The sequence below is a fragment of the Epilithonimonas sp. genome, assembly GCF_032054305.1.
Classification (GTDB): Bacteria; Bacteroidota; Bacteroidia; order Flavobacteriales; family Weeksellaceae; genus Epilithonimonas.
On record NZ_DAMBSX010000004.1, the window covers coordinates 275,241 to 293,643 of the forward strand.

12 protein-coding genes are annotated in these 18,403 nt (G+C 36.1%); 6 read left to right on the plus strand and 6 right to left on the minus strand.

The window, feature by feature from the left end; all coding sequences use genetic code 11:
• Window positions 1-68 precede the first annotated feature (68 nt).
• From RTX21_RS10405 to rimP, 6 genes are all read right to left on the minus strand, one after another.
• Entirely contained in the window at window positions 69-1,430 is a 1,362-nt protein-coding gene (locus RTX21_RS10405) for a T9SS type A sorting domain-containing protein (protein WP_312767434.1), read from the minus strand.
• A 157-nt stretch (window positions 1,431-1,587) separates the two neighbouring features.
• On the minus strand, window positions 1,588-3,156 hold the full coding sequence (locus RTX21_RS10410; protein WP_312767437.1) for a RagB/SusD family nutrient uptake outer membrane protein: 1,569 nt from the start codon (window positions 3,154-3,156) through the stop codon (window positions 1,588-1,590).
• Window positions 3,157-3,168: 12 nt separating this feature from the next.
• Window positions 3,169-6,090 (minus strand): SusC/RagA family TonB-linked outer membrane protein, encoded by a 2,922-nt coding sequence (locus RTX21_RS10415; RefSeq protein WP_312767439.1) that lies wholly within the window; start codon window positions 6,088-6,090, stop codon window positions 3,169-3,171.
• Between the two features lie 341 nt (window positions 6,091-6,431).
• Window positions 6,432-9,308 carry a translation initiation factor IF-2 gene (gene infB, locus RTX21_RS10420; RefSeq protein ID WP_312767441.1) on the minus strand — a complete coding sequence of 959 codons (2,877 nt, stop codon included), beginning with the start codon at window positions 9,306-9,308 and terminating at the stop codon, window positions 6,432-6,434.
• Between the two features lie 103 nt (window positions 9,309-9,411).
• Window positions 9,412-10,647: a transcription termination factor NusA gene (nusA, locus tag RTX21_RS10425; protein WP_312767443.1), complete on the minus strand. Its 1,236-nt coding sequence runs from the start codon at window positions 10,645-10,647 to the stop codon at window positions 9,412-9,414.
• A gap of 67 nt (window positions 10,648-10,714) precedes the next feature.
• Entirely contained in the window at window positions 10,715-11,182 is a 468-nt protein-coding gene (rimP, locus tag RTX21_RS10430) for a ribosome assembly cofactor RimP (protein WP_312767733.1), read from the minus strand.
• Window positions 11,183-11,634: 452 nt separating this feature from the next.
• On the opposite strand from rimP, the gene RTX21_RS10435 reads away from it, so the two are divergent.
• The 6 genes from RTX21_RS10435 to RTX21_RS10460 are packed head-to-tail and all read left to right on the plus strand — an operon-like array spanning window position 11,635 to window position 18,402.
• Complete coding sequence (locus RTX21_RS10435; protein WP_312767445.1) at window positions 11,635-12,945, plus strand: UDP-glucose/GDP-mannose dehydrogenase family protein; 1,311 nt, start codon at window positions 11,635-11,637, stop codon at window positions 12,943-12,945.
• A gap of 14 nt (window positions 12,946-12,959) precedes the next feature.
• Complete coding sequence (gene rfbB, locus RTX21_RS10440) at window positions 12,960-14,039, plus strand: dTDP-glucose 4,6-dehydratase (protein ID WP_312767447.1); 1,080 nt, start codon at window positions 12,960-12,962, stop codon at window positions 14,037-14,039.
• Window positions 14,040-14,065: 26 nt separating this feature from the next.
• Entirely contained in the window at window positions 14,066-14,926 is an 861-nt protein-coding gene (gene rfbA, locus RTX21_RS10445; RefSeq protein WP_312767448.1) for a glucose-1-phosphate thymidylyltransferase RfbA, read from the plus strand.
• Between the two features lie 19 nt (window positions 14,927-14,945).
• Window positions 14,946-15,797, plus strand: coding sequence for an ABC transporter permease (locus tag RTX21_RS10450; protein WP_312767449.1), 852 nt, complete (start codon window positions 14,946-14,948; stop codon window positions 15,795-15,797).
• 54 nt (window positions 15,798-15,851) lie between these two features.
• Window positions 15,852-17,087: an ABC transporter ATP-binding protein gene (locus tag RTX21_RS10455; RefSeq protein WP_312767451.1), complete on the plus strand. Its 1,236-nt coding sequence runs from the start codon at window positions 15,852-15,854 to the stop codon at window positions 17,085-17,087.
• Window position 17,088: 1 nt separating this feature from the next.
• Window positions 17,089-18,402: a glycosyltransferase gene (locus RTX21_RS10460; protein WP_312767452.1), complete on the plus strand. Its 1,314-nt coding sequence runs from the start codon at window positions 17,089-17,091 to the stop codon at window positions 18,400-18,402.
• The last annotated feature ends 1 nt before the right edge of the window (window position 18,403 follow it).

Sequence of the window (18,403 nt, forward strand, 5' to 3'; positions counted from 1 at the left end):
AAATACTAATTATACTGAAATAAAAAATCCCGCAAATTGCGGGATCTCATTATATAAAATAATCTAGATTATTTTTTGATAACTTTAGTGTTCTCAACACCTCCATCTGCATAGATAGCCTGAGCTACATAAGTTCCTTTTGCAAGGTTAGATACATTAACTTGACCGTTAGATTTCTCTCTCTTAACCACTTTACCAGAAAGGTCGATGATAGCAACTTCTTTGATATCTTTAGAAGACTTCAAAGTTACAACATCTACAGCCGGATTAGGGAATGCTGTCAATTTAGTTTTATTAGCGTTTACATCAGAAACACCTAAAGCAAGATTACCAGAAAAAACATTGAATGCAGGGAATGGCAATCCTGTAGCCGTACTAACCGCCTGACTAACTCCTCCTGCAAAACCTACAGTAGGGCTAACGAATGCCAATGATCCAAAATATGGAGAGTAAGTTGGATCCCCAGTAATCTCAGTCCAGTTCAACCCACCATCTGTTGAGAAAGAAGAACCTTCACTAAAACCTGAACTTACATATGTATTGGCTGTCCCTGGGACATATACTATATTGTTTGCATAGAAAGTTCCATTTGGCGTGATCTGAGTCCAGCTAGCACCGCTATTTGATGTTGAATGTAAAAACCCAACTCCATCTTCATCAGAAACAAGTAGTCCATTTGTAGAATCTTTGAATGCAACTTCAGCTGTAAACCCAGAAACGGTTACACCACCAAAATCAACAGCAGGTGTTTGGAATGCTTGCCAAGAACCACCTCTATTTGGAGAATAAAGAACTCTTCCTAAGTCTGTTCCATACCAAATATTATTTCCCTGAACTGTAATTTTAGAAGTATAAGCATATTCTGCACCATCAAGAGGAGTTGGCGCTGTTCCTGTTGGAATATTTGTCCAAGTAGTACCTCCGTTAGTAGTGGTGTACATTTCGTATCTTAAGTTAGAACCCGTACCAAATGGATCTCCAGCGCAGAATCCATTATTTTCATCCCAAAAATGAACTACGTTTGCAAAAGAAATCCCTGTACTGAAAGATGCTGTTGTTTGTTTTGTCCAGCTTGTTCCAGCATTTGTAGATTTCCAAATCCCGTTTTGAGAACCTGAACCCGAGCTCACGATCCATGCAGTAGTTGCAGAAATTGGATGCATGTCTCCAATAGTAGCAGCAGCAACAGGACCAGAAATCAATTTATTTGACCAAGTGTTCCCCCCATCTGTAGACAAACCGATATATCTACCGGTATCTGTAGCAGCTGTGGCAGCTGTATCACTAAACCAAATCGTATTGGCATCCACAGCTTTAAGAACATTTACAAAGTGTAATGCCGGAGCACCTGTTGTTTTCGGCACCCAAGTCTGAGCTTGCGATAAGCCTGCAACAGAAACCAATGCTAAAGAAAATAATATTTTTTTCATATGATAAAATTTAATTTTACTGTAAATATAATAATTAATACTGAAATCTACTCAATTTTTAACACCATTTTTAAAATTAACATTTGTATTTGACATTCTTGCATAAAAAAACACCTTATTAATTATTTATAAGGTGTTTTTATTATCTTGGAAAAGTTTAGTTATATCCTGGATATTGAGTCAAATTTGCATTTGAATTAAGAGCTCCTAAAGTCATTGGCAGTACTCTTAATTTATCATCCGCTTTAACATCACAATTCATATTGCAATTTGATGGTTTTGTTATTGAAAGATTATAACGTTTCAAATCCCAAAATCTTTGACCTTCACCATAGAACTCTTTAGCTCTCTCGGTCAAAATATCATTAAGCAGATTAGCTCCAGTATAGGTTCTTCCTTTTCTGCTTAATGCAAATTCATTTAATTTAGTTAATGCCAAGGCTTGCTGACCTGTAAGGTATAATGCCTCAATTTCATTTAGTTGTGCTTCAGCAAATCTGAACACCTTGATATTTCTCATAAGCGCAACCTGACTAGAACCAGCAGAAGCACTTGTTAATCTAGGATACTTATTAGTCCAAAAACCTCTAGGTGTATCAGTAGTTGGAACTCCTGTAGAAATTAAAAGTCCTGCACTTGAAGACCCTCTCCTAACATCATCATTTAAGATTTGTGTAGCTGTTGTTGGTGGGGTTCCGAAACTGTTGTAAAAAGTCTGATTGAAAAGCAAACTTCTTTTATCTCCAGTTCTATGATAATAGAGTGGCAAAGCTACATTAGAACCAATACCAGTGACCTGATTAGCTAAATCGTTAACATCCAGCTCCCAAATTGTTTCTTGTTGATTTTCTGATACAGAATCATCGGTACCTGCAAAATAAGTAAAAAACTTATATGGATTAGTTGTAGCATTAAAAGCTTTAGTAGGGTCTGTTAGTGCACTAGCATTAATTGGCGCATAACCATTCTGATCTGTTGGTGTAGCATTATTTACAATATCTGAAGAATATTGTAATGCTAATTGAGCATCACCTGCCGCTCTTCTCGTAAGATAAACTCTTGATAATAGAAGCTTCGCAGCTGTTTTCCCCAATGTTGACCTGTTTGGTTTATCTAATGATGTACCCACGTTTGCGTTTATACCTGCATTTAGGTCAGAAATTATTTGCTCATATACTTCTGCAACAGTATTCCTTTTAGGTTGTATTAAAGAGTCATAATTACCTAAAACAATAGGAATACCATATTCTTGATTAATTCCAGAAGTTGGAGATGGAGAATAATATGTAACTAAAGTAAAATAAGCTAAAGCCCTAACAATTTTTGCTTCTGCTTTCATTCTCTCGACATTAATATTGCTTGCAACATTCGTATCATTGATAATCATGTTACATTTCATGATTGCATTGTACATCAATCCATAAAAGCCAAACTCTCCCTGATTTGAGTTATAGTTTTTATTATTAGTTAATACAAAATTTGCATTGGTTGAAGATACGAAAAGATTATCTCCCAGAAGATCTCCAAATATCATCAATTCAGTTCCAAAACCACTTGTACTGCCTAAATTATAATAAGCCCCATTTAACAGCATTTGCAATTGTTCTTCTGTGCGGGGAATTTCAATATTAACCACGCTGTTTGCCTCTAAATCCAATGAGCTTTCACTACATGATTGTGTAAAACCTAAAAGGAATATAGATGATATTAATATATATTTTTTCATTTTAATTAATTTTTAAAATCCAAGTTGAATACCCATTGACATTGTTCTTAATACAGGAGACGCATACCAATATCTTCCTTTTCCTAACCAAGACCAAGAATTAGAATTAGATTCTGGATCATAATTCAAATCCTTATCAAATGCCCAAGTTAATAAGTTTGTACCTCTCAAATAAATTGTGAAATTGTTAATTCCTACACTTTTTTTGAAAACGTCTCCAAAAGAGTAAGCAATTTTTAATTCTTTCAATCTGATATGATCTCCCTTATTCAAGAAACGAGAAGATTCCAATCTAGAAGTATTTGGATCTCCTAAAATAGCTTTAGGATTACTAGCATTATAATTCTCCATTCCTGGCGCATCTGTCCAACTATCATACAAAGCATCTGTCACTTGATTTCTTGTAGGGAATCTACCATCATGCAATGTGTAAGAATGCACTCCATTCTGAACATAAAAATCAAATTGCCCTGATAGCAAAAAGCTCAATGAAATATTTTTGTATTTGAACTCATTGGTTACACCAACATTGTAAATCGGAAAAGCACTTTTACCCATCCAAGCTCTTTGGGCATCGGTTCTTATGTTGGTAACATCGGTTTTAGAGCCATCTGTGTAGAAAAGAGCATCCCCTGCTTTTATACCTTTTGTTGCATCATCAGCTTGTGCAATTCCTGCCCACAGTATAGTATAATATTCTCCTAATAAGTGTCCTGGAGCTAATGCAACTAACTCATTGCTAGCATCTGAAGTATCACCCTCATATGTTACTAAATCCTGACCATATAGCTTTTCCAATTTAGTTTTAGAATAAGCTCCGTTAGCATTAATATTCCATTGGAAATTACCAGATCTAATAGGTGTAGCTTCCACTACTAATTCGAATCCAGAATTATTGATTCTACCGACATTTCCATAAAAACCGCCAGGGCCCCCAGATTCGGCTGCTAAGTAATAAGTATCAATAGCACCATCTGTGATTTTTCTATAATAATCTAACGTAAACTTCAAACGATCATTGAATAACCCAATCTCACCACCAATATCTAAATGTTTTGACTCCTCCCAAGCTAAAATTGGATTACCAGCATTATTGAATCCTCCGTAACCACCATTACCTCCCCATCCATAAGTGTAATTATAGAATAAATTTGTAGCAGAATTATATTGAGGCCCCCACTGATCAGCATACGGAATATTTCCTAAAACTCCATAACTAGCTCGTAAATTCAAAGTTGAGAAAATAGATGGAGCAAAAGATTCCTGAGCTACATTCCAAGACCCTCCTAATGACCAAAAAGTTCCAAACTTTTCATTGCCTAAAGTTGAGTTCCCATCTCTTCTTAATTGCCCAGAAATTGAATATTTTTTATCAAAACTATAGCTTAATTTCCCAAAATATGATAACTGACGCCATTGCAAATCATCATTAGATGCAAACTGCTCATCGGTATAGTTAAAATATGGATCACCATTATTAAGAGTAAATGACTGAGCACTTAATACATTATAAATATGATCTTGATACTCAATACCTGCTGCTGCACTTACTGAATGTTTATCTGCAAATACTTTGTTAAAGCTAAGAGAGTTTACCCAGTTCCATTCGAAAATATTTGTTCTATAATCACCTAGAAAACCTTGATCCTGAGTCATAATTGTATACACAGGATGCCCTGGTTGAACCAGCATTTGCTCTCTCATTAACTGTGTCTGAGTTCCAAATGTTGAGTTAAAGGCAAAATCTTTTGAAATTGAATAATCCATATTTGCAGAGGCTATAAATGTATTAATCCAAGATTTTTGTCTTGCTTCATTTAAAATAGACACTGGATTAAATCCTTTTGTTGGTGAGCCTTCTCCTAAATCAGATTGATTGTATAGTCCATCATCTGGATTGTTATTTTCATTATAAATTGGGCGTAATGGTGAAATCATGATTGATGATGTCACAGGATTTGCGGATGCCCTTCCTCCAAAATAGGTCTCTCTTTTAATATTTGAATAATTAATATTTATTCCAAATTTTAATTTTTCAGAAGCTTTGTGATTAATTGCTGTGTTTAAACTTATTCTATCAAAGCCCGAAGTAAGAATCAATGGTTTGTTTTGATAATAAGAACCTCCTATTCTGAAAGATGTATTCTCTCCACCACCAGTTGCTCCAAAATTATAGGTATTAACAACAGAAGTTCCCCTTGTAACAGCTTTCACCCAATCTGTATCGGTATTCTTAAGATTTCCTTCATTATAATACGTATTCTCGTAATTTTCCAAGAAGTATTTTTTAGCCTCATCCATGTTCGTAACAAGACTTTCAGAAACACCTCTCCCTCTACTATTCCATATCAACATTGTACCATACTTGATATATTCATCAGCGTTCATTAACTTAAGCTTATCAAAAGCTCTGTCTTGAATACCTGTTTCTGTGGAGAATTCAAATTTGGTTTTCTGATTATATTTCCCTTTTTTTGTCTTAACGATGATGACACCATTAGCTCCTCTAGAACCATATAAAGCCGTGGCCGAGGCATCTTTTAATACATCCACAGACTCAATTGCATTTGGATCAATGGCAGCCAGCGGATTCCAAGACTCCATCATTTGAGCATTATCAGCCCCTTTTCCAATAACAACCCCATCAATAACATATAAAGGATTAGGTGTCCCAATTAAAGAACTCACCCCTCTAATGATTACCATATTAGATGACCCTGGATCACCACTTGCAGATGAAAAGTTCAAACCAGCCACTCTGCCATTCAAAACTTCATCAACAGATGAAAATGGTGTAGATTCGAAGTTTGCTTTAGAAACCGTATTATAAGAACCTACTTTCTGAGCTGGGTCCAACTTGATGTTTCCAATTACAACTACCTCTTCAATGTCTTTTGTGCTAGTTGTTGTATCTTTCTTAGCTTTTTGTGCCATTAATGCTTGTCCCGTAAAGAACAATACGCCGACAGATAACAATCGTAATTTTACATTCATATTAACACTATTTAATTATAATCTGCAAATATGTTAAAAAAAATTAACACCAACAAAAATACTAACAGTACTCTTTAATAAACCATTGTAATCTTTAGACAATTGATAGAAATTAAAACTTTTTTTTTATAAATCACTTAATATATTTTAAAAATAATAAGAATAATTTAAAGCCATCTTAAACAAACCTTTATATAATATAAAATAAAAAAATATTTATTTAGAATTAATCTAAATAAATATTTTCAAATAAAAAAACCTGCTTTTCAGCAGGTTTAGTATTATTTAAGCTTTTTCTTAACAGCTACTTCTTCGTAAACTTCAAGGATATCTCCAACTTCTATATCGTTATAGCCTTTTATATTAAGACCACACTCATAACCTTTGGTAACTTCTTTGACGTCATCTTTGAAACGTTTCAAACTTTCTAACTCTCCATCAAATTTTACGATCCCGTCTCTAAGAAGTCTTATCTTAGAGTTTCTCGTTACTTTTCCTGTAAGGACCATACAACCTGCAATAGAACCAACTTTAGAGATTTTGAATACTTCTCTGATCTCAACGTTACCAATAACCTGTTCCTGAATCTCCGGAGAAAGCATTCCCTCCATTGCTTCTTTAACTTCGTCGATTGCTCGGTAAATAATAGAATAGGTCCTGATTTCTACTTCCTCTCTATCGGCAATATCTTTTGCATTGACACTTGCTCTTACATTAAATCCTATTACAATTGCATCGGAAGCCGCTGCTAATAGAATATCACTTTCAGAAATTTGACCAACTCCTTTATGAAGGATATTAACCTGAATCTCCTCAGTCGATAATCTTTGTAATTGATCAGCCAATGCTTCCACAGAACCATCCACATCACCTTTAAGAATGATATTCAACTCTTTGAAATCTCCTAAAGCGATACGGCGACCAATCTCATCCAGCGTAAGATGTTTCTTAGTTCTGATAGATTGCTCTCTTTGAAGCTGCTCTCTCTTATTCGCAAGGGTCTTAGCTTCTTTTTCATCAGCAAAAACTCGGAATTTATCTCCCGCTGTTGGCGCTCCATCCAAACCAAGAATAGTAACCGGTATAGATGGTCCGGCTTTTTCCATTGGCTTTCCACGTTCATCCAACATTGCTTTTACTTTACCATGGTTTTTTCCAGCCAATACGTAATCTCCAACTGTTAGAGTACCGTTTTGAACAAGCATAGTAGCAACATAACCACGACCTTTATCTAAAGCTGCTTCTATTACAACACCACTAGCTTGCTTATTAGGATTAGATTTCAATTCTAACATTTCTGCCTGAAGTAAAACTTTCTCTAATAACAAATCGATATTGTTACCGAATTTAGCAGAAATCTCCTGCGCCTGAACATTACCTCCCCATTCTTCTACTAAAATATTCATTCCAGAAAGTTGTTGGCGGATATTATCCGGGTTGGCTCCAGCTTTATCTACTTTGTTGATTGCAATGATCATTGGAACACCCGCAGCTTGTGCGTGAGCAATTGCTTCTTTGGTTTGTGGCATTACATCATCATCGGCAGCAACCACAATAATCGCAATATCGGTAACTTGTGCACCTCTGGCTCTCATCGCGGTAAATGCCTCGTGACCAGGTGTATCCAAGAATGTAATTCTTTGTCCACTTTCCAATTTCACATTGTAAGCACCGATGTGCTGCGTGATTCCGCCAGATTCACCTGCGATAACGTTGGTTTTTCTAATATAATCTAGTAAGGAAGTCTTACCATGGTCTACGTGCCCCATTACTGTAACGATAGGAGCTCTTGGAAGAAGGTCCTCTTCCAAATCTGGGGTCTCGTCTGCTGCTGCTTCTTCTACATCCGCATCAGAAAACTCTATTTTATAGCCAAATTCATCGGCTACCAATGTAAGAGTGTCCGCTTCCAAACGTTGGTTCATGGTCACCATCACACCAAGCGAAAAACATGCAGAGATTACTTCGGTTGCACTCACGTTCATCAAACTAGCTAATTCGCTAACAGTGATGAACTCAGTAACTTTCAGTGTTCTGTCTTGAGCATCGATCTCTTGCTGAAGTTCATCTTGCTCCCTTCTCCAAGTTCTCTTGTCTTTTCTATGTTTAGAACCTTTAGATTTACCTCCTTTATTTGTTAGTTTTTCTAAGGTTTCCTTGATCTGATTTTTAACTTGCTCATCTGTAAGCTCAACCGGCATCGTACGAGCTTGTCCATGACCTCCTCGGTTATTTCCGCCACGATTGTTGTTATTTCCTCCGGGACGGTTATTGTTTCCACCTTGGCGATTAACTCCGCCCTGGTTGTTTCCACCTTGCCCTTGTGGTCGGTTGTTATTTTGTCCGCCCTGTCCTGGTCTGTTGTTATTACCTCCACCCTGTTGATTATTACCTAGGTTAGAATTATTATTCTGACCAGGGACATCCTTAGCAATACGCTTCCTCTTTTTCTTTGCAGCGTTATTATTAGAATTAGCAGAAGGCTTCGGTTTATTGAACTGAGAAAGATCAATTTTCTCACCTACGATTTTGGGACCATCTAATTTTTGATAAACAGTCTCTATTTTCTGAGGCTCATCAGATTCAGATGTTTCCGTAGACTCCACTTGAGGTTTTACAGGCTCAACTTTTCCCTCTTTTTTAACCTCTTCTTCTATAATTGGTTTTGGCTCTTCTTTTGGTTTTTCGGCAACTTTAGGCTTGTTGCTTTCCAGCTTCGATAAGTCTATTTTATCTAAAACTTTGAACTCCTGTTTTTCTTCTCTTTTAACCACCTCTGGTCTTGGTTCCTCTTTCTGAACAGGTTCAGCAGGAACATCCGGAACGACTCCTTCCGCAGGTTTAGCCGGGTTCAAGTCTATTTTACCCAAAATCCTGGTTTCAGGTCTTGCGTTTGATTTGGCTCTTATAACCTCAGGTGCTTTTTCTTCGATCGCTAATTTTTCGTCAGGAACTTTAGAAATTACCACCTCATGAGAAGCTTTTCTCTGTTCTCCATCTTTTCGGAACTCAGCTTCCAATGCAGAAAATGCCTGTTCTTCTAATAGAGCGTTAGGATTACTATCCACATCTATCCCTTTGCTTTGGAGATATTCCACAGCTCTCGGTATAGAAATGTTCAGTTCTTTAACGGCTTTATTTAATCTTATTTTTGGCATAAATATAAATTTGCTTTTGGCTTTAGCGTTTAAGCTGTTTGCTTTTTATTTTTCTTTTTTATTAAATTTGGTCTTCCGAAACCTCTTTCATCAGACCTATTCCTTACCCTTCTAATTCTTCTCTTAGAATATTCTTCACCTCCTCGATGGTCTCTTCTTCAAGATCCACGATTTTCAACAAAGCCTCTGTATCTTTATCCAATACACTTCTAGCTGTAGTAAGTCCCACTTTTTTGAACTCATCTATAATCCAAGCTTCTATCTCGTCTGAGAATTCTCTCAATTCTACATCATCATCATCAGAAGTTTCTCTGTAAACATCAATCTCAAAACCTGACAACCATGATGCCAACTTAATATTCTGACCTTGTTTACCGATAACTTTAGAAATCTCCTCAACTGGTGTATAAACTAAAGCATAATTAGCATCCTCATTGACCTCAATTTTATTGATGGTAATATTTCCTAAAGATCTCTTTACAAGAATCTCCGGATTTTTTGACCATTGGATCACATCAATATTTTCATTTCTCAGCTCTCTTACAACACCATGGATCCTAGAACCTTTTACTCCGACACAAGCCCCTACCGGATCGATTCTGTCATCATAAGCGTCTACAGCGATCTTCGCTTTTTCACCAGGGATTCTCACTACTTTTTTCAAGATGATAGTTCCGTCCTGGATCTCAGGAATTTCCAGTTCCAATAATTTCTCCAGGAATTTAGGTGCTGTTCTGGAAACCGTGATCTGAGGTTTGGAACCTCTGAAATCAACACTTTCTACAATAGCTCTTACATTATCACCTTTTTTGAAGAAGTCGGAAGGTATCTGATTTTCTTTTGGCAAAATGAATTCATTATCCTCGTCATCTAAAAGAATTACATGCTTGTGACGGATATGATGAACCTCGCCAACGATCAGTTCTCCAATCTTATCCCTGAACTGCTCATACAATGCAGCGTTGAAATGCTCCTGTATCTTTGTTGCTAAGATTTGTTTCAATGTTAGGATATTTCTTCTCCCCAATTTGGAAACAGGTATCTCTTGCGTATATTCTTCACCTACTTCAAAAGTCGGGTCTATTTTTCTAACCTCAGAAATCTCAATCTCCAGATCATCATCTTCAGACATCTCATCTTCCACAATCACCTTGTTCAAGAAAATCTGGAAATCTCCTTTATCAGGATTCACAATCACATCAAAATGATCATCCGAATCGTATCTTTTTCTAAGAAGAGTCTTAAGAGAATCTTCGATAATAGCCATTAAGTCTATTTTGCTGATATTCTTTATTTCTTTAAAATCACCAAATGCTTCTATTAAAGCTAAATTATCCATATTAATATATAATTGATATATGATGATTGATTATTGACCTTCAAATCAACATCAACACATCGTTATGTTAAAATTTTATTACTACTAATGCTTTTTTAATTTCAGAATAAGGAATCTCCTTCTCCTCTGTAACATCTTCTTTTCCCTTACCTATTAATTTTGGCCTCCTATATTCTAACCTAAGTGTTATCTTATCATCATCCACATGGACCAATTCGCCTTCAACCTTCGAAGAATCATTCAGCATCACATCAATCTCTCTCCCAATATTCTTCCTGAACTGTCTTGGAAACTCCAAAGGCTCGCTCAGGCCCGCAGACATTACCTGCAATCCAAAATCATGAACCTCTCTATCCAAACTGAATTCAATTGCTCTACTTGCATCCAGACAATCCTGAAGTGTCACCCCGTTATCCCCATCCAAAGTCACAACAATATCTGAAGACGCAGAGACCTTGAGGTCAACTAAAAAAAGATCTGTTCTCGTTAAAAGAAACTCGCCAAGCAGGCGACTTACCTCTGTTTTAAAATCCATATTAAAAAGCCTGATTATAGCTACGAAAAAAGGCATTCTTGCGAAAGCCTTCTCATTTTTCCCGTAAATCTTTTGCAAATATATTCAAAAATTATTTAATATACAAGCAATCAACCGTTAAGAATAAGACATAATCAACACCTTTCATTGCAACATCAATTATTTAGGACAACTTTTTATCTATAAAGTCAAACAACAAAGACTGAACTTAATCATGACCAAATAATTTTTAAACCCATTATTCTATTTGATTTTCATAAAATTAGCATCTAATAAAACATATCAAAACTCAGAACATGAATCTATCTCAACAAAAGAGTACACTTTCATCAGAAGCAACTATTTCAGACCGAAGCTTTCCAAAACCAGCGTCCCGAACAAATATAATTATCGGTTTACATACAACAACTAATTTTTTCTTATTTTTGCCCAAATTTTAAAACTAATTCTTTGTGAATATTACAATTGTTGGTACTGGTTACGTGGGTCTTGTTACAGGAACTACTCTTGCAGAAATAGGAAATTCGGTTTTCTGTGTAGATATTGATGAAAAAAAAGTAGAAGGGATGAAGAACGGCATCGTTCCCATCTACGAACCAGGATTGGAAGAAATGTTCCATAGAAATATACAGGCAAACCGTATCTTTTTTACGACTGACCTGAAAGAAGCCTTGGACAAAAGTGAGGTAATTTTCCTTGCTTTGCCTACACCTCCGGGAGAAGATGGTTCTGCTGATCTTTCTTATGTTCTAAAAGTCGCCAACGACATTGGTGATATAATGAAAGATTACAAAGTAATTGTAAACAAAAGTACAGTTCCAGTGGGGACAGCCGATAAAGTAAGAGAAACTATTGCGGCAAAAACGGATATTCCATTCGATGTTGTTTCTAATCCAGAATTCCTAAGAGAAGGATTTGCTGTAGAGGATTGTATGAATCCCAGTAGAGTGATAATTGGTTCTTCTTCTGAAAAAGCGAGAAGCATCATGGCAAAATTATATCAGCCATTTACAAATATCGGAGTTCCTATCATCAATATGGATGAGAGATCTTCTGAGTTAACGAAATATGCTGCCAATTCTTTCCTTGCTGTGAAAATCACTTTCATGAACGAGATAGCAAATTTCTGTGAGAAAGTAGGAGCAGATGTAGATCTGGTAAGGCTTGGAATGGGTAGTGATGACAGGATCGGGCACAGATTCCTATTTCCAGGAATTGGCTATGGTGGAAGCTGTTTCCCAAAAGATGTAAAAGCATTATTGAATAGCGGCAAACAGGAAGGATATGATTTCCAACTGCTTGACGCTACAGAAAATATCAATAAAACTCAAAAAGTAATCTTGGTCCCAGAACTGGAAAATTATTTTGGGGGAAGTCTCCAAGGTAAGAAAATCGCAGTTTGGGGGTTAGCTTTCAAAGCTAACACAGATGACATCAGGGAAGCATCTTCTCTTGACAATATTAAATTATTATTGGAAAAAGGCGCAGAGGTTGTAGCATATGACAATATTGCAGAAGAAAATGTCAAGAAGATATTAGGCGATAAGATCACTTATGCGAAAGATATGTATTCTGCATTAGATAATGCTGATGCGCTTTTGATTGCAACAGAATGGCCGGAATTCAAAAACCCAAATTTTGAATTGATGGCAGAAAAAATGATCAATAAAGCAATTTTTGACGGAAGAAACATGTTCCCTCTGGAATTAGCTGAACAAAATAAATTTTTCTACAAAAGTATTGGTAGAAAATTAATAAAATGATTTAAATACTGAAGATGAAAAATATTATTATAACCGGAGGGGCAGGTTTTATCGGATCACATGTTGTAAGAGAATTTGTAAAGAATAATCCGAATTCAACAATCGTCAATCTTGATGCCCTTACTTATGCTGGAAATCTTGAAAATCTAAAAGATATCGAAAATGAGCCTAATTACGTTTTCGAAAAGGCAGATATCACAAAACCTGAGGAACTAAGAAAAGTTTTCGAAAAATATAATCCAGATGCAGTTGTTCATTTAGCTGCAGAAAGTCATGTTGACAGAAGTATTACCGATCCTAACGCTTTCATCAACACAAATGTAAACGGAACCGCAAATCTCTTGAACCTTTGTATCGAGTTTTGGACATTAAATCCCGAACACACACATGGTAGATTTCCGAATGAACCTAGAAAAAATCTTTTCTATCATGTTTCTACGGATGAGGTTTATGGAAGTCTTGGCGAAACCGGTTTCTTTTTGGAAACCACTCCATATGACCCACAATCGCCATATTCTGCTTCAAAAGCTGCCTCAGACCATTTAGTAAGAGCATACGGAAATACTTATGGAATGCCATTTATATTATCTAATTGTTCGAACAACTATGGCCCAAATCATTTCCCTGAAAAACTAATTCCACTATGTATTTCTAATATCCTGAATGAAAAACCACTACCAATCTATGGAGATGGAAAATATACAAGAGATTGGTTATTCGTCATTGATCACGCAAAAGCAATCTACCAGATCTTTAACGAATCAAAAACTGGAGAAACATACAATATCGGAGGATTTAACGAATGGCAAAATATCGACCTAGTAAAAGAGTTGATAAAACAATTGGATGCCAAACTTGGAAAACCGGAAGGCCATTCTGAAAAACTGATTACCTATGTGAAAGATAGACCAGGACATGATAAACGTTATGCGATAGATGCTACAAAGTTAAATAAAGACCTAGGCTGGAAACCTTCTGTAACTTTCGAACAAGGATTAGCTAAAACCATTGATTGGTTCCTGGAGAATAAAGAATGGTTGGACAATGTTACCTCAGGGGATTATCAAAAATACTACGAAAGTCAATATTCATAATACAAAAATAAAAAACTCAATCCCTGATGAAAGGAATTATACTTGCTGGCGGATCCGGAACCAGACTCTATCCATTAACGATAGCAGTCAGCAAACAATTGATGCCAGTTTATGATAAACCGATGATCTATTATCCACTATCAACACTTTTGTTGGCTGGAATAAAAGACATTTTGATAATTACCACGCCACATGACCAAGCAGGCTTCATCAAGCTATTAGGTGACGGGTCCCAGATTGGTTGCAATATAGAGTATGTAGTTCAGCCAAGTCCAGACGGATTGGCCCAGGCTTTCATTCTGGGTGATACGTTCATTGGTGCTGATTCAGCAGCGTTAGTATTGGGTGATAACATTTTTTATGGTTCTGAAATGGGAACTTTGCTCAAGAACAAAACTAATCCTGATGGAGGTGTTGTTTTTGCATACCATGTTTCCGACCCGGAAAGATATGGTGTTGTAGAATTTGACAATGAGTTTAAAGCAATTTCTATTGAGGAAAAACCTTTAAACCCTAAATCAAATTATGCCGTTCCAGGATTATATTTCTATGATAATAATGTGGTGGAAATTGCAAAGAACATCAAGCCTTCTCCAAGAGGAGAGCTCGAGATCACCGATATCAACAATGTTTATCTTAGTGAGGGAAAATTGGAAGTTGGCGTTCTTGATAGAGGTACGGCTTGGCTGGATACCGGGACATTTGATTCCCTTCAGGACGCCTCTGAATTTGTAAGCGTGATTGAAAAGAGGCAAGGCTTCAAAATTGGATGTATCGAGGAAATTGCTTTCAGAAACAAATTTATCAATGAAGAAAAACTTCTCGAAACCGCTGCCAAATATGGAAAAAGTGGGTATGGAGAGTACCTGAAGAATCTGATCAAATAAAACTTAAACACAACCACAAATGAATGAAACAAAAAGCAATCAATGGACAGAAACTATAGAATCCAACCATTCTCTCTTTGACCTTAATCTGAGAGAGGTATGGCGTTATAAGGATTTGGTCTATATGTTTGTTAAACGGGATTTTGTTTCTAGCTTTAAACAGACCATATTGGGCCCGATGTGGTTTTTTATCAATCCTATATTTACTACTATTGTCTACATTATAGTTTTTGGGAATATTGCCAAGTTATCTACAGATGGAGCCCCTAAAATTCTATTCTATCTGGCAGGTATTACATTATGGAATTATTTTTCCAGCTGCCTTACATCCACATCTAATGTTTTTACTAATAATGCCGGAATTTTTGGGAAAGTATATTTTCCTAGATTAGTGATGCCTCTTTCTATCATATTCTCGAACCTGATGAGATTTGGGGTTCAAATGACATTATTTCTGGTCGTATTTTTTTATTACCTCTACAAAGGTGAAATACAACCAAACTGGTGGATCTTGGTAACTCCGTTTTTAATAGCTTTGATGGCACTATTTGCCTTGGGAATGGGAATGATCTTTTCATCTCTTACCACAAAATATAGAGATATGCAAATGCTTTTGACCTTTGGTATCAGCCTATATATGTATGCTACTCCTGTTATTTATCCAATATCAAGTTTAAAAGGAATTTTTAGGACTTTGGCATTTTATAACCCTTTGACAGGAATTTTTGAATGTTTCAAATATGCTTGGTTAGGAGTCGGAGACTTTAACTCTACTATGTTGTTGATAAGCACAGGAATCATACTATTTATTCTCGTTATTGGAACAATTATATTCAATAAGGTAGAGAAAGGATTCATGGACACAGTCTGATATTAATCCGCAAATAATCCTTCAAGGTTTTTATTAATCAAAACAAAACACAAAATGCTTGCATTAAAAGCTGAAAATATATCTAAACAATATCGTCTTGGTCAAGTTGGCTCCGGGACTCTTTCTCATGACCTCAACCGCCTTTGGTACAGAATGAGGGGAAAAGAAGATCCATATCTCAAAATCGGTGAAACCAACGATAGGACACAAAAAGGAAATAGCGATTATGTATGGTCTCTAAGAGATATTAATTTTGAGATCGAGCAGGGAGATGCAGTTGGCATTATCGGAAGAAATGGTGCCGGAAAATCCACTTTGCTGAAGTTATTAAGCAAGGTTACCAAACCAACGACTGGAAAGATATATACGAATGGAAGAATCGCATCTTTACTAGAAGTAGGAACTGGTTTTCATCCAGAGATGACCGGAAGGGAAAATGTCTATCTGAATGGCGCCATTTTGGGAATGACAAGGAAAGAGATCAAAAGAAAATTTGATGAGATCGTTGATTTTTCCGGAGTTGAAAGATACATTGATACACCTGTAAAAAGATATTCGTCCGGGATGTATGTCCGATTGGCTTTTGCTGTTGCAGCTCATTTGGAATCAGAAATTTTGATCGTCGATGAAGTGCTTGCTGTTGGAGATGCAGAATTTCAGAAAAAGTGTCTTGGAAAAATGGGAGATGTGACAAAGGGAGAAGGCAGGACCGTTCTTTTTGTAAGCCACAATATGGCCGCTGTAAAGACGCTATGCAACACCGGAATATTATTAAAACACGGTAATCTGGAAGACCAGGGTCCTATAAACAAAATCATGGAGAGTTATATCATAAACGAACTCACTCCAAACTCCAGCTTCTTTTACCAGGAAGACCCGCATAAAAAAGCTCAAATCCAAAACGTTAAAATATACAACAACAAGAACACCGAAACTTCTGAGTTTGGTCATGATGATGATATCAACGTTGACATCAGTTTCATAAACAGAAATGCAAAAAATGGTGTCCGGGTGAATATTGCCATCTTGGACAAATTTGAAAATGTGATCTTTATCACAAGGAAAATACTTTACCAAGCTGGTGAAAATAGCTTTACATTAAAAATAGAAGGTGAAAAGCTGATTCCCAATATTTACATTCTTTCGGTTGCCCTGGATAGTCCTGGGGTAGAATTATTTGACGCGATCAAAGGGGGATTACAATTATCTATTGTAGAAACGGGTCATGAAAACTTTCTCACCGGAGACACAGACAATGGCATTATAACTCCTCCTGTAATATGGATGTGAGATGGGAAAAAAAATATTAATATTATCCACAGGTGATGTAAACGGTGCGTACGAAGCAATGTATAAAGTGGCTCATATTCTCAAAAATATGGGACATGAGGTTGTGATGTGTGTAAAGCATAAAACTAAGAATGAGGAATTCATAAAAGCCTACAGGCCAAACTTTTCCACTCCAAAAAAAATTGGTGTATTAGAAAAAATAATTGCCCTGCTCAAAACAAAATTTGGGTCAGATCATACAAAAAAGAGCATACCTCTCCAAACCGACAAAAAATATTCTTTTTTCAGTAGTGACGAACTCAATGAAAAGATCAATACAGAAAGTCTATTAAAAACAGTTGGTTTCACTCCAGATTATATTTTCGTAGGTATGACCATTGATTTTCTCAATACAACCGACCTCCTTAATTTGTATAGTGCTACAAAAGCCAAAATATACAATATTACTGTAGATATGAATCATTTTACCGGTGGTTGTCACTTCTCTTGGGGATGTGAAGGTTATATCAATGGATGTGATGACAATTGTCCGGCCATCATCAATAAAGATGAAAAGGTAATCGCTAAAAATAATTTTGACAAGAAATATGAAAACGCCCGGAAAGCCGATTTTCAAATTATTGCAGGTTCCGGGTTAACATTAGATCAAGCGCGAAGATCAAAGATATATAAAGATCAAACCGTCATACATAATATAAACAGCTTAATAGATACCAATCTATTAAACGATAGAAACAAAACAATTGCTAAAAACATTTTCTCTTTGTCATCCGATAAATTCTATATTCTAACCGGTGCCCTCAATATGGATGATCCCAGGAAAGGTTTTAAATACTTGATAGAAGCTCTTAAACTATTAGAAGAAAATACAAATAAAGAGTTGAAAGAAAAAATAGTTCTTCTAGTGGTTTCCAATACTGTAAATGAAGAATTTGAAAACGTATCCTTTAAAAAACAGAAGATAGATTACATAAAAGATTACAGGCTTCTGTCATTATTATATCAGGCTGCCGATGTTTTTGTGAATACTTCAATCGAGGATTCTGGCCCCATGATGGTCTCGGAAGCTCTAGCGTGCGGAACACCCGTAGTTGGTTTTGACACTGGTATAATCAGCAATATGGTAATCGATGATTATAACGGTTACAAAATACCAATGAAGGATATCAAAAGTTTGGCAGATGGAATTAAAAATATCTTTGATTTGGATCAAAATTCCTATAGTGAGTTTTCTAAAAATGCAGTTAAACAAGTTCAAGAATTTTCTTCATATGAATATGCTGAAAAAATCTTTTCTAAAATCCTTAACCAATAGA